The sequence below is a fragment of the Polaribacter sp. SA4-12 genome (assembly GCF_002163675.1).
Taxonomy (GTDB): Bacteria; Bacteroidota; Bacteroidia; order Flavobacteriales; family Flavobacteriaceae; genus Polaribacter.
The window spans coordinates 522,253-535,874 of the sequence record NZ_CP019334.1 but is presented as its reverse complement, the minus strand read 5'-3'; the positions used below and the strand labels follow the sequence as shown (position 1 = coordinate 535,874).

At 29.8% G+C, this 13,622-nt stretch carries 11 protein-coding genes; 3 read left to right on the top strand and 8 right to left on the bottom strand.

Features of this window, described 5'->3' with window-relative positions:
• From BTO07_RS02455 to BTO07_RS02420, 8 genes are all read right to left on the bottom strand, one after another.
• Entirely contained in the window at window positions 1-2,964 is a 2,964-nt protein-coding gene (locus BTO07_RS02455; RefSeq protein ID WP_087519722.1) for a M16 family metallopeptidase, read from the bottom strand.
• 105 nt (window positions 2,965-3,069) lie between these two features.
• Entirely contained in the window at window positions 3,070-3,942 is an 873-nt protein-coding gene (gene sucD / locus BTO07_RS02450) for a succinate--CoA ligase subunit alpha (RefSeq protein WP_087519721.1), read from the bottom strand.
• A 64-nt stretch (window positions 3,943-4,006) separates the two neighbouring features.
• The gene (locus BTO07_RS02445; protein WP_087519720.1) at window positions 4,007-4,933 is read right to left on the bottom strand and encodes a UDP-3-O-(3-hydroxymyristoyl)glucosamine N-acyltransferase; all 927 of its coding nucleotides are present in this window, start codon (window positions 4,931-4,933) and stop codon (window positions 4,007-4,009) included.
• A 75-nt stretch (window positions 4,934-5,008) separates the two neighbouring features.
• Complete coding sequence (gene efp, locus BTO07_RS02440; RefSeq protein WP_087519719.1) at window positions 5,009-5,575, bottom strand: elongation factor P; 567 nt, start codon at window positions 5,573-5,575, stop codon at window positions 5,009-5,011.
• Between the two features lie 9 nt (window positions 5,576-5,584).
• Window positions 5,585-6,370, bottom strand: a complete 786-nt coding sequence (gene lpxA / locus BTO07_RS02435) for an acyl-ACP--UDP-N-acetylglucosamine O-acyltransferase (RefSeq protein ID WP_087519718.1) — start codon at window positions 6,368-6,370, stop codon at window positions 5,585-5,587.
• Between the two features lie 3 nt (window positions 6,371-6,373).
• Window positions 6,374-7,765 (bottom strand): bifunctional UDP-3-O-[3-hydroxymyristoyl] N-acetylglucosamine deacetylase/3-hydroxyacyl-ACP dehydratase, encoded by a 1,392-nt coding sequence (locus tag BTO07_RS02430; RefSeq protein ID WP_087519717.1) that lies wholly within the window; start codon window positions 7,763-7,765, stop codon window positions 6,374-6,376.
• Window positions 7,758-8,801 carry a UDP-3-O-(3-hydroxymyristoyl)glucosamine N-acyltransferase gene (gene lpxD / locus BTO07_RS02425; protein ID WP_087519716.1) on the bottom strand — a complete coding sequence of 348 codons (1,044 nt, stop codon included), beginning with the start codon at window positions 8,799-8,801 and terminating at the stop codon, window positions 7,758-7,760. Before lpxD ends, BTO07_RS02430 begins: the two co-directional genes overlap by 8 nt.
• A 46-nt stretch (window positions 8,802-8,847) precedes the next feature.
• On the bottom strand, window positions 8,848-10,071 hold the full coding sequence (locus BTO07_RS02420) for an HD domain-containing protein (protein ID WP_087519715.1): 1,224 nt from the start codon (window positions 10,069-10,071) through the stop codon (window positions 8,848-8,850).
• 131 nt (window positions 10,072-10,202) lie between these two features.
• Between BTO07_RS02420 and BTO07_RS02415 the strand changes: the two genes are divergently transcribed.
• The 3 genes from BTO07_RS02415 (at window position 10,203) to BTO07_RS02405 (ending at window position 13,584) form a co-directional block, all read left to right on the top strand.
• Window positions 10,203-11,750 (top strand): T9SS response regulator signal transducer PorX, encoded by a 1,548-nt coding sequence (locus tag BTO07_RS02415; protein WP_087519714.1) that lies wholly within the window; start codon window positions 10,203-10,205, stop codon window positions 11,748-11,750.
• A gap of 222 nt (window positions 11,751-11,972) precedes the next feature.
• Entirely contained in the window at window positions 11,973-12,380 is a 408-nt protein-coding gene (tsaE, locus tag BTO07_RS02410; RefSeq protein ID WP_087519713.1) for a tRNA (adenosine(37)-N6)-threonylcarbamoyltransferase complex ATPase subunit type 1 TsaE, read from the top strand.
• A gap of 7 nt (window positions 12,381-12,387) precedes the next feature.
• Window positions 12,388-13,584: an alanine dehydrogenase gene (locus BTO07_RS02405; RefSeq protein ID WP_087519712.1), complete on the top strand. Its 1,197-nt coding sequence runs from the start codon at window positions 12,388-12,390 to the stop codon at window positions 13,582-13,584.
• Window positions 13,585-13,622: the final 38 nt, after the last annotated feature.

Genomic DNA, 13,622 nt, shown 5'->3' with positions numbered 1-13,622 from the left:
TTATAGTTTTACTTCTTTTTTGTCTACATAATTGAATAAATAATCGATGTCTAATTCTTTTATTTTTCCTAGTTTTTGTAATGACTCAACATTTAAATCTTTCTTATTACCAATTACCATTACATTATAAGATTCTCCTTTAATGTTTTTATTGAAAAATGCCTTTAAATCTTCCATTGTCATTCCTTTAATGGTATTGTACATTGCTTCTCTATTATCATTATCAATTCCTAATTTTTGTAATCTTTCATAAGACCAAAAGATATTAGATTTTGTAATTCTTTGAGCTGCTAATTTCTTTAAAGTTGCTTCTTTTGCTGCATTAAATTGTTTTTCAGCTTCTGGCATATTATTCATTAATTCCATCATTGCATCTACAGCTTGCTCTAATTTGTTAGCTTGTGTACCAACATAAGCCATCACATAATTAGGTGAATCTTTTTTAGAAGCTCCTCTATAAGCAGCAAATGCTGAATATGCTAAAGATTTAGATTCTCTAATTTCTTGAAATACAATTGATGATAAACCACTTCCAAAATACGTATTGAACAATGTTGAAGCTGCCATATTTTCTGGTTTAAAAGGTTCTCCTTTTGCTAAAAACATCAATTCAGTTTGTACCATATCATAATTTGTAAAGAATACATTTCCTCCTGTTTCAGATTCTTTATATTCTTTTGCAACAGGATATTCTTTTAAATCTCCATATACTTTATGATTTGTATTTAATGAAGCTACTGCTGCATCAACATCTTTACCATAATAGAAAATACGTTGTTTGTAATTCTTCATATCTTTTATCAGAGCAACTAATTCTTCTGGATTTATCGCTTTTAATTCATCAATTTGCATGATGTCTCTTAAAGGAGAATCTTCACCATATTTACCATAATTCATTAGACCATTCCAAAGAATATTTCCTTTTTGAGTTTTTCCATCTTGACGCCCTTTGTAAATTTTTTCTACATATTTGTTATAAGCATCTTTATCCGCTTTAGCATTATCCCAAAGATGTTCTAATAACTCTAATCCTTTTGGTAAGTTTTCTTTCAATCCGTTTAAACCAACATACGTTTTATCGCTAGCAGTACTTACATAATAAGAAATTCCTAATTTGTAAAACTCTTTTTTAATTTCTTCGTTTGTGTATTTATCAGTTCCAATGTATTCTAAATATCCAGCCGCTAACGTTAATTTCTTATCATTATCACTACCCATGTCAAAAATGATATTCATATCGAATAAATCATTTTTCTCATTTAAAACGTAAGAAACTTTAATTCCATTATCCGTTTTTGTTTCTTTAATGGCAGTTTTATAATCAATAAATTTTGGCTGTAAAGATTCAGATTCCTTTTTGTTGAATGCTTTTATATATTCTGAACTCTTATCTCTGTTTAAGTTTACTGGCGTAATTCCTGGGTTTGCTACTTTTACAATATTGGTATCCTCCCCTTTTCTTTTGTAGGTTACTACATAGTTATCTTGATAAAAAGTCTTTGCAAAAGCAACTAATTGTTCTTTTGTTATTTTCTTTAAATCATCTAAAAATTGAACTCTTTTAGACCAGTCTTGTTGATAAATAAAAGCATTCACATAGGTGTCAGCTAAAGCTGAATTACTTTCGTATTGTTTCGTCTGACTTAATTTTAAGTCATTCACAACAGCCTCAATCATCCAATCTTCAAACTCACCATTTTTTAATTTTTCAATTTGAGCTAATAATAATTCTTTAACTTCATCTAATGTTTGACCAGATTTTGGAGAACCTGTAAAAGAATGATATCCATAATCATTTAAAAAAGTAGGAGAACAACTTGCTCTTTGTACTAATTGCTTCTGATTTAAATTTAAATCGATAATACCAGCATTTCCATTTGCCATAATCATATCACAAAGAGTAACAAACTTTTCTTCATCTGTATTTATACCTTCAGCTCTAAAAGCTATAGAAATTGATTCTGATGTTGGACCAAATACTTCATTTATAATTGGTGTAGTAATTTTTTCTTCTTTAGGTAAAGTAGGATGTGTTAATTCTTTTCTTTCGAATTTACCAAAAGCATCATTTACTTTTTTGATTGTTGGTTCAAATTCAAAATCACCAACTAAAACAACTGCCATATTATTTGGCACATAATATTTGTTGAAATAATTATGAATATCAATCATTGAAGGATTCTTTAAATGATCTCCTGTTCCAATTGTAGTTTGTTGTCCATAAGGATGATTAGGAAATAAACCATCTAACATTGCTGCATAACGTTTTCTAAAATCATTGTCTTGTCCACGATTAAATTCTTCAAAAACAGCTTCTAATTCTGTGTGAAATAAACGTAAAACTAATGTACCAAAACGTTCTGCTTCTAAGTTTACCCATTTATCTAATTCATTTGCAGGAATTTTATTAGTATAAACTGTTTGCTCAAACCAAGTATATGCGTTTGTACCAGTTGCTCCTAATGAAGCAGTCATTTTATCATATTCATTGGCAATAGAATAATTAGACGCCTCTAAAGAAACTTTATCAATCTCTTTATACAATGCTAATTTCTTGTCAGCATCTTTTTCTGCTCTATGTTGTTCATATAAAGACGAAATTTTGTCTAAATACGTTTTTTCAGTTTCCCAATCTGCAGTACCTACTTTATGGGTTCCTTTAAAAACCATATGCTCTAAATAGTGGGCTAAACCTGTAGATTCTTTAGGATCATAATTAGAACCTGCTCTTACGGCAATGTAAGTTTGAATTTTTGGTTCATCAGAATTCTGACTTAAATATACTTTTAGACCATTGTCTAAAGTATATAAACGTAAACCTGTTGGATCATTTTCTACAGCTTCGTAGGCTAATCCATTTGTGTCCTTCTTAGAAGTAACTTCATAACTCTTTTTTGTATCAGTTTTACAACTTACTGCTGTAACTAATAGAAAACTAATAAATAGCAATTTAATTTTTTTCATAATTATAAATTTGGGTTAAAATAGAAAATCCGTTGAATTTACGAATTCAACGGATTTTAATCTATTTTATTATAAAACTTTAACAGTTTTTTAATGTAAGTCTTCTTATTTTAAGACTTTTGCAATCATTTCACCAATTTTAGCTGGAGAACTCACAACGTGAATTCCATTTTCTGCTAAAATTTTCATTTTTGCTTGTGCTGTATCATCAGCACCACCAACAATTGCACCTGCATGCCCCATTGTTCTTCCTGCTGGAGCAGTTTGACCTGCTATAAAACCAACAACTGGCTTTCTGTTTCCATCAGCTTTAATCCATTGTGCAGCTTCTGCTTCTAGATTTCCACCAATTTCACCAATCATTACAATTGCTTCTGTTTCATCATCATTCATTAATAACTCTACAGCTTCTTTTGTTGTAGTTCCAATAATTGGATCTCCACCAATACCAATTGCAGTTGTAATTCCATATCCTTGTTTTACAACTTGATCAGCAGCTTCATATGTTAATGTTCCTGATTTAGAAACGATACCTACTCTACCTTTTTTGAAGATAAAACCTGGCATAATACCAACTTTAGCTTCATCTGGAGTAATTACTCCTGGACAGTTAGGTCCAACTAATCTACAATCTCTATTATCAATATATGCTTTCACTTTTACCATATCAGCAGTAGGAATTCCTTCAGTAATACAAATAATTACTTTAATTCCTGCATCTGCAGATTCCATAATTGCGTCAGCAGCAAAAGCTGGTGGTACAAATATTATAGAAGTATCAGCTCCAACTTTTTCTACAGATTCTAAAACTGTATTAAAAACTGGTTTTCCTAAATGTATTTGACCTCCTTTTCCTGGAGTTACACCTCCAACAACATTCGTTCCATAATCAATCATTTGACCAGCGTGAAAAGTACCTTCACTACCTGTAAAACCTTGAACTATAATTTTTGAATTTTTATTTACTAAAACACTCATTGGTTTGATTTTTATATTAGTTGTAAAGCAAAAATAGTTTATTGATTGTTTTTAAAAAAGTATTTTAAGAATTCTTTCTATCTTTTAAAAAACGTTTTATTTCTGCCATTTCTTTTAATTTTTCTCTTGATTCTGATACTGGAGTTCCAAAATAACTTTTTCCTCCTGCAACAGATTTTGTAACTCCTGTTTGACCAAGTATTACAGCTCCCTTACCTATTGTAATTCCACTATTTGTACCAACTTGTCCCCAAATTGTTACTTCATCTTCAATAATTACACAACCAGCAATTCCTGTTTGTGAAGCTATTAAACATTTTTTTCCGATTTTCGTATCATGACCAACATGAACTTGATTATCTATTTTTGTACCTTTTCCAATAGTTGTATCTCCAGAAACACCTTTATCAATTGTACAAGATGCACCTAAATCTACATTGTCTTCTAAAACAACTCTTCCTCCTGAAATTAATTTATCAAATCCTTCTACTCTGTTTTTATAGTAAAAAGCATCTGCTCCTAAAACAGTGTTTGCATGAATGGTAACATTATTTCCAATTACTGAATTGTCATAAATAGTTACATTTGGATGAATTACACAGTTTTTACCAATTGAAACATTATTTCCAATAAATACATTTGGTTGAATGATTGTGTTTTCTCCAATTAATGCAGAGTCAGAAATGCTAACTTTAGATGTTATAAAAGGATTAAAATGATTTGTTATTTTATTGAAATCACGAAAAGGGTCATCAGAAATTAATAAAGACTTTCCTTCTGGGCATTCTACTTTCTTGTTGATTAATATTGTAGTTGCAGCAGAATTTAATGCTTTATCATAATATTTTGGATGATCGACAAAAACGATATCTCCTTTTTCTACAACATGAATTTCATTAATTCCTGAAATTTCAAAATCAGCATCACCAATATATTCAGTGTTAATTAATTTTGCTATTTGTTGAAGTGTTTGGGATTTGTTAAATTTCATATTTCAATGGGTAATTTTCATAAAAGAGCCTTCAGAACTTATTTTATCTGAAGACTCTTTTATAAAGACTATTCTTTACTCTTTAATTCTTTCTTGATAAGTACCCTTAGTAGTTTCTACTTTAATTTTATCTCCTTCATTAATAAATAAAGGAACATTTACAGTAGCTCCACTTTCTACAGTTGCAGGTTTTGTTGCATTAGTAGCAGTATTTCCTTTAACACCAGGTTCTGTATGAGTAACTTCTAATATAACACTTGCTGGCATTTCTACAGATAAAGGCATTTCATCTTCTGAGTTGATAATAATGGTTACAACTTCTCCTTCTTTCATTAACTCTGGAGAATCTAAAACATTTTTCTCTAATTGAATCTGAGAATAATCTTTTTGATTCATAAAATGATACGTTTCTCCTTCATTATATAAGTATTGAAATTTATGAGTTTCAACACGAATATCTTCAATTTTTCTACCTGCAGGAAATGTGTTATCTACTACTTTTCCATTAGTAACACTTTTTAATTTTGTTCTTACAAAAGCGGGGCCTTTTCCAGGCTTTACATGTAAGAATTCAATTACTTTGTAGATGTCATTATTATACTTAATACACAATCCGTTTCTAATGTCTGATGTTGTTGCCATTTTTATCTTTTAATTAGCTTTATAATATCCTTTCATAATTCCTCTATGCGAATCTTTAATAAATTGAACGATTTCATCGCGTTCTGGAGTAGCCTCCATCTCTGCTTCAATGATATCAATTGCTTGGGAATTGTTATAATTTTTTTGAAATAAAATTCTATATATATTCTGAATTTCTCTAATTTTTTCTGTAGAAAATCCTCTTCTTCTTAAACCTACAGAGTTAATACCAACATAAGATAAAGGCTCTCTTGCAGCTTTTACAAATGGTGGAACATCTTTTCTTACTAAAGAACCTCCAGTAACAAATGCATGATTACCAACAGATGCAAATTGATGTACAGCAACCATACCTGCTAAAACAACATTGTCTCCAATGGTTACATGCCCCGCTAAAGTAGTGTTGTTAGAAAAAATACAATTATCTCCAACAAAAGTATCATGAGCAACATGACAATAGGCCATAATTAAACAATTATCACCAATTTTGGTTTTCATTCTATCTGTTGTACCTCTATTTATAGTAACACATTCTCTAATTGTAACGTTATCACCAATTTCTACAGTAGTTTCTTCATCATCATATTTTAAATCTTGTGGAATTGCAGAAATAACTGCTCCAGGAAAGATTCTACAATTTTTACCGATTTTTGCACCTTCCATTATGGTAACATTAGAACCAATCCATGTTCCAGAACCGATTGTTACGTTGTTATGAATTGTAGTAAAAGGTTCAATTACTACGTTTCTTGCTATTTTTGCTTGCGGATGTACATACGCTAATGGTTGATTCATAATTTATTTTTTTCTAGCAATTTGTGCCATTAATTCAGCTTCTGCAACTATTCTTCCGTTTGCATAAGCATACGCTTGCATATGACAAATACCTCTTCTAATTGGCGTGATTAATTCACATTTGAATATAATAGTATCACCAGGTAAAACTTTTTGCTTAAATTTTACTTTATCCATCTTCATAAAATAAGTTAGATAATTTTCTGGATCTGGTACTGTATTTAGTACTAAAACTCCACCACACTGCGCCATTGCTTCAACTTGTAAAACTCCTGGCATTACTGGAGAACCTGGAAAGTGACCAACGAAAAAGTTTTCATTCATTGTCACATTCTTCATACCCACAACATGCTTGTCAGAAAGTTCTAAAATTCTATCAATCAATAAAAACGGTGGTCTATGAGGAAGAATGTCCATAATTTGATGAATGTCCAATAATGGAGGTTGATTCAAATCATAAGAAGGAACATTATTTCTTTTTTCTGTCTTAATAATTTTTGCTAACTTTTTAGCAAACTGAGTATTAATTAAATGTCCTGGTTTATTTGCAATTACTTTTCCTTTAATTCTAATTCCAACTAAAGCTAAATCACCAATTACATCTAATAATTTATGTCTAGCAGCTTCATTAGCCCAATGTAAAGTAAGGTTATCTAAAATACCATTTGGTTTAACAGTAATATCGTCTTTCTTAAATGCTTTTTTCAATTTTTCCATTGTTCCAGAAGACAATTCTTTGTCTACATAAACAATAGCGTTATTTAAATCACCACCTTTAATTAGGTCGTTTTCTAAAAGCATTTCAATTTCATGTAAAAAACTGAAAGTTCTAGCGTCTGCAATTTCGTCTTTAAAATCAGACATTTTATCTAAAGTAGCATTCTGAGTTCCTAGAATTTTTGTTCCAAAATCTACCATTGCTGTTACTTCATATTTATCTGAAGGCATTAAAATTATTTCGCTTCCAGTAGCTTCATCTTTATATGAGATGATTTCTTTAACAACATACTCTTCAATATCTGCATCTTGTTCTTCAATTCCTGCTTTTTCTAAAGCTTCTACAAAGTATTTAGAAGAACCATCCATAATTGGTGGCTCAGAAGAATCTAGTTCTATTAAAAGGTTATCGATATCTAAACCAACAGCTGCAGCTAATACATGTTCTGAAGTCTGAATTTGAACACCATTTTTCTCTAAATTTGTTCCTCTCTGTGTATTTACAACATATTCTGCTTTTGCACCTATAATTGGTGATCCTTCTAAATCTATTCTACTAAAAGCAAAACCATGATTTACAGGTGCAGGTTTTATGGTCATATTTACTGTTCTACCTGTGTGAATTCCTACACCAGATAAACTAACTTCTTTCTGTATTGTTTTTTGTTTCTTACTCATTTATTGTTGGTTTTTGAGTCTTCAACTCTTTTTCTATATTATTAATTTTTGATGCTATTTTAGGTAAATTTTTAAAATAGACATAACTTTTATTAAAATCTTGTACTTTAAAAGCAGGTGTTCCGTTCACTATTTCATCATCTTTAATGCTTTTAGAAATACCAGCTTGAGCAAGTATTTTAACATTATTTCCAATTTTTAAATGACCTGAAATTCCTACTTGACCACCTATCATACAATTCTTACCAATTTTTGTAGAACCAGCAATACCGGTTTGAGAAGCAATAACAGTATTACTTCCTATTTCTACATTATGGGCTACTTGTATTTGGTTATCTAATTTAACTCCTTTTCTTATAATGGTAGATCCCATTGTAGCTCTATCAATAGTGCATGCAGAGCCTATATCTACATTATCTTCAATAATTACATTACCAATCTGTGGTATTGCTGTATATTCTCCATTTTCACTTGGCGCAAATCCAAATCCGTCAGAACCAATGATGGCACCTGAATGAATTTTACAATTATGACCGATACTCGTTTCTGAATAAATTTTAACACCAGAAAATATAACACAATTATCACCAATAGTTGTATTGTCTCCAATATAAGAACTAGGATAAATTTTAACATTATCTCCTAAAATTACATTTTCACCAATATATGAGAATGCACCAATATATTCATTTTCGCCAATTTTTGCTGAATCTGACATAAAATGTGGATTTTCTCTACCCGTTTTATTATTCTTTACTTCGTTATAAAACGCTAATATTTTAGAAAATGCTTCATAAGCGTTTTCTACTTTTATTAAAGTTGTAGTAATTACTTTTTCTGGCTGAAAAGTATTGCTAACTATAGCAACTGAAGCATTTGTAGTGTATAAAAAAGAGTTGTATTTCGGGTTTGAAAGAAAGGTTAATGAACCTTTTTCTCCTTCTTCTATTTTAGATAATTTAGAAACTTCTTCATTGGGGTTTCCCACAATTTCACCTTCTAAAATATCTGCTATTTGTTTTGCTGTGAATTTCATTAGACGCAAAAATATAAAATTTATAGTGATTTGGCTAATCTCATTGCTACTTTGGGTAACAAATAAAATGTTTTATGACTGGATTTGTAAGTGCCTGTAAATTTAATTGGTCAGATGCTTTTGCAATATCCTTTAGATTTCCTTTTTTATCAAGGATATAAATAGGTTTTTCTTGCTGATAAGCCTGATTTATAATCCTTTTTGTAAAAACAAAGAATTTTGCTTCACTCTCAGAAAGTGCTAATTCTTGAGAAACTATTTTTATTTTTTTATTTATAACTACTTCATCAAATTCTTTTTGTTGAATTTCAATTCTAAGTAATTTTCTATCAATTATCATTTTTGATAATAAAGAAAGCACTTTATCTTCGTGATTAGACCATTCTTTAATTGCAGAAAGAACATCATAATCATCTAATTTAGAAAACATCTCTAATGTTTTATCATCAAAATTATCTTCAGATATTTGATTGTACAAGAAATATTTTAAAGAGGAATTAGCATATAGCTCCACTCCTTTTTCAGCCAACTCCTTAGCTCTTTTTAAAACATTAACCAACATGTTTTCAGCAACTAAACCTGTTTTATGTAAATAGACTTGCCAATACATTAAACGTCTAGCAATCAAGAATTTTTCTACAGAATAAATCCCTTTTTCTTCAATAACTAGCTCATCATCTTTCACATTCATCATTGCAATTAATCTGTCTGATGAAATATTTCCTTCTGTTACACCTGTATAAAAACTGTCTCTTTTTAAATAATCTAATCGATCAATATCTAACTGACTAGAAATTAATTGACATAAAAATTTACGTGGATATTTTCCTTCAAAAATTTCAATAGCTAAATCAAGTTTCCCATCAAACTCATCATTTAACTTTTTCATAAACTTCAGAGAAATTTCTTCATGAGAAATTCCACTAACAATACTGTGTTCTAAAGCATGAGAAAATGCTCCATGGCCAATATCATGTAATAAAATAGCAATGTACAATGCATTTTCTTCTTCTTTAGAAATTGCAATTTGTTTAAAATGTAAAACTCTAACGGCTTTTTGCATTAAATGCATACAACCAATTGCGTGATGAAAACGCGTGTGATTTGCACCAGGATACACTAAATTAGAAAATCCCATTTGTGTAATCCTTCTTAAACGCTGAAAATAAGGATGTTCAATAATATCAAAAATTAAAGTACTTGGTATTTGTATGAAACCATAAATGGGATCATTTAGAATCTTTAATTTATTAGGCTTTTTAGTATTCAAAAGAAAAAATTTATCAATCTATCGCAAAGTACAAACATTATTTTTTTTGGCAATATTTTATCATTTTTAAAACTCAAAAAGTATAACAATTAGTTACTTTTATCGTTAAATGTTAAAATTACAAACGAAATATGAGCCGTATACAGATTTTATGGGTTGATGATGAGATAGAATTACTAAAACCTCACATTCTTTTTTTAGAACGCAAAAACTACAAAGTAACAACTTGTACAAATGGTGCAGATGCAATTGATTTAGTAGATGAAGAAAATTTTGATATTGTTTTTTTAGATGAAAATATGCCTGGTTTAACGGGTTTAGATACACTTGCAGAAATTAAACAGAAACAAGCAAATTTGCCTGTGGTTATGATTACTAAAAGTGAGGAAGAATATATAATGGAAGAAGCAATTGGCTCTAAAATTGCCGATTATTTAATTAAACCTGTAAACCCGAGTCAGATTTTATTGAGTTTAAAAAAGAACTTAGATCATTCTCGTTTAGTTACTGAAAAAACAACATCTAGTTATCAGCAAGAATTTAGAAAAATCTCTATGGATTTAGCGATGGTAAATTCTTATGAAGAATGGATTGAACTGTATAAAAAGTTAGTTCACTGGGAACTTGAATTAGAAAACATTAGTGATCCAGGAATGTTAGGTATTTTAGAAAGTCAGAAACAAGAAGCGAATAATCAGTTTTTTAAGTTTATCAAAAAGAACTATGAAGATTTTTTAACTTCTAACGACAAACCTACTTTTTCACATACATTATTTAAAGATTATGTAGTTCCGGAATTAAGTAAAGACCAAGGAGTTTTATGGGTTGTAATTGATAATTTACGTTACGATCAATACAGAATTTTAGAACCTTTAATTAATAATCATTACAAAAAAGACGAAGAATATTCTTACTTCTCTATTTTACCTACGGCAACTCAATATGCAAGAAATGCTATTTTCTCTGGATTAATGCCGTCTGAAATGGAAAAACGTCATCCAAATTTTTGGAAAAATGACACAGATGAAGGTGGAATGAATTTGTTTGAAAACGACTTTTTATCAGCACAAATAAAACGCTTAGGTTTAGATATAAAACATGAATATTATAAAATTACGAATCTAAAAAATGGTAAAGATTTAGCAGATAATTATAACGGAACAAAACAAAACGATTTAACAGCTGTTGTTTATAATTTTGTGGATATGCTTTCTCATTCTAAAACAGAAATGGAAGTTATTAAAGAATTGGCTGGTGATGACAAGGCTTACAGAAGTTTAACATTAAGTTGGTTTAGAAATTCTCCTTTGTTCGAAATTATACAAAAAGCACAACAATTAGGTCAGAAATTAATTATTACAACAGATCATGGTACTATTAATTGTAAACACCCAACAAAAGTAATTGGTGATAAAAATATTAGTGCAAACCTTCGTTATAAAACAGGTAGAAGTCTCTCTTATGAAGACAAAGACGTTTATGCGGTAAGAAACCCGAAAGACATTTTTTTACCAACAATAGCGATGAATAGTTCATTTATTTTTGCAAAAGAAGATTTATTTTTTGCGTATCCAAATAACTTTAATCACTTTGTAAAATACTATAAAAACACGTATCAACATGGTGGAATTTCTTTGGAAGAAGTGATTATTCCTTGTGCTGTTTATAGTCCGAAGTAAAATAATAAGAAGCTATTTCCTGCTTTCACTACTCGCTTTTTTGTCAAAAAACAAAAAGAGCTCAAACAAACCGTTCAATCAGGGCTAAAATTGTTTGCCAGCTGAATTTCATAAATTAAAATAATCTGACAGACTTTAAAAATCTGTCAGATTATTTTTTTCTATTTATAAACTATGCTATCTACTGTTTCTATGTGATCAAAATTTCACTATTTTTGTTAAATGAACAAAAACTATTCTTTAGAAGATTTATCTTCTATTGCTTCAGAACTTATTTCATCTGTAGAAAATAAAACATTACTATTTTACGGACAAATGGGCGTTGGTAAAACAACACTTATTAAAGAAATTTGTAAGCAACTTGGTGTTTTAGATAACATCTCCTCTCCTACTTTTTCTTTGGTAAATGAATATCAAACGTCAAAAGAAGAAAGAGTTTTCCATTTTGATTTTTACAGAATTGAAGAAGAAGAAGAAGCTTTAGACATGGGAATTGAAGAATATTTCGATAATAACGCTTGGTGTTTGGTAGAATGGCCAGAAAACATAGAAAATTTATTACCTTTAGAAGCTGTTCAAATCCATTTATCTATTTTAGATGATGAACAACGCAATATTCAACTAAAATAAACAAACTATGAGTTCATTTTCTCCTTTCAGTAAAGAAGAATTACTTCCGCAAGAAGAAATGTTAGAGATTAAAAGACAAAAAGGAGAATTGTTTATTGGTTTGCCCAAAGAAACTTATTTAAGTGAAAAACGTGTTTGTTTAACGCCAGATGCTGTTTCTGCTTTGTGTACTCATGGACATAGAATTGTTATAGAAACTGGTGCTGGAGACAATGCAAATTACTCGGATAGAGAATATTCTGAAGCTGGTGCAAAAATTTCTTACGATATTGAAGAAGCTTTTAAATGTAATATTATTTTAAAAGTTGCTCCACCAACAGAAACAGAAATTGGATACATGAATCCACAAGCAATTTTAATTTCTTCTTTACAGTTAAAAACACAATGTAAAAAATACTTTGAAAGTTTAGCGAAAAAGCGAATTACTGCTGTTTCTTTCGATTATATAAAAGATGATCACGATACCTATCCGATTGTAAAATCGTTAAGTGAAATTGCAGGAACAGCTTCTGTATTAATTGCTGCAGAATTAATGAGCGGAATTAATAAAGGAAATGGTTTGTTATTAGGAAACATTGGTGGTGTTCCTCCTTCTAGTGTTGTTATTTTTGGAGCTGGAACTGTTGGTGAATATGCTGCAAGAACTGCTTTAGGATTAGGTGCAAGAGTTAAGGTTTTTGATAATTCTATTAGTAAATTAAGAAAATTACAACATTCTTTAAATTCGCCAATTTATACATCTACTTTACAACCAAAATCTGTTGCAAAAGCATTAATGCGTGCAGATGTTGCTATTGGAGCAATTAGAGGTAAAAATAGATCTCCTATTTGTGCTACTGAAGAAATGGTAGAAACGATGAAAGAAGGCGCAGTAATTATTGATGTAAGTATCGATAGAGGTGGTTGTTTTGAAACTTCAAATGTAACCACACATAAAACACCAACTTTTATAAAACATGGTGTTGTACATTACTGTGTTCCTAATATTCCTGCGCGTTACGCAAGAACTGCTTCATTATCTATAAGTAATATTCTTACTCCGTATTTATTAAATATTGCTGAAGAAGGCGGATTCGAAAATGCTGCTCGTTTTGATAAAAGTTTACGAAACGGAATGTATTTTTACCACGGAATTCTAACAAATAGAACTGTTGCAGAATGGTTTGATTTACCTTTTAGAGATATTAATTTATTGATATTATAAAGCTATTTTTAAATTCAAAAAAGTACATTTGCACTTCA

What these genes read in the sequence shown, in the direction of transcription:
- BTO07_RS02455 (WP_087519722.1), bottom strand. Translation starts at nt 2,964, where the DNA reads ATGAAAAAAATTAAATTGCTATTTATTAGTTTTCTATTAGTTACAGCA.
- BTO07_RS02405 (WP_087519712.1), top strand. Translation starts at nt 12,388, where the DNA reads ATGAGTTCATTTTCTCCTTTCAGTAAAGAAGAATTACTTCCGCAAGAA.
- sucD (WP_087519721.1), bottom strand. Translation starts at nt 3,942, where the DNA reads ATGAGTGTTTTAGTAAATAAAAATTCAAAAATTATAGTTCAAGGTTTT.
- lpxA (WP_087519718.1), bottom strand. Translation starts at nt 6,370, where the DNA reads ATGAATCAACCATTAGCGTATGTACATCCGCAAGCAAAAATAGCAAGA.
- tsaE (WP_087519713.1), top strand. Translation starts at nt 11,973, where the DNA reads ATGAACAAAAACTATTCTTTAGAAGATTTATCTTCTATTGCTTCAGAA.
- BTO07_RS02415 (WP_087519714.1), top strand. Translation starts at nt 10,203, where the DNA reads ATGAGCCGTATACAGATTTTATGGGTTGATGATGAGATAGAATTACTA.
- BTO07_RS02430 (WP_087519717.1), bottom strand. Translation starts at nt 7,765, where the DNA reads ATGAGTAAGAAACAAAAAACAATACAGAAAGAAGTTAGTTTATCTGGT.
- efp (WP_087519719.1), bottom strand. Translation starts at nt 5,575, where the DNA reads ATGGCAACAACATCAGACATTAGAAACGGATTGTGTATTAAGTATAAT.
- lpxD (WP_087519716.1), bottom strand. Translation starts at nt 8,801, where the DNA reads ATGAAATTCACAGCAAAACAAATAGCAGATATTTTAGAAGGTGAAATT.
- BTO07_RS02445 (WP_087519720.1), bottom strand. Translation starts at nt 4,933, where the DNA reads ATGAAATTTAACAAATCCCAAACACTTCAACAAATAGCAAAATTAATT.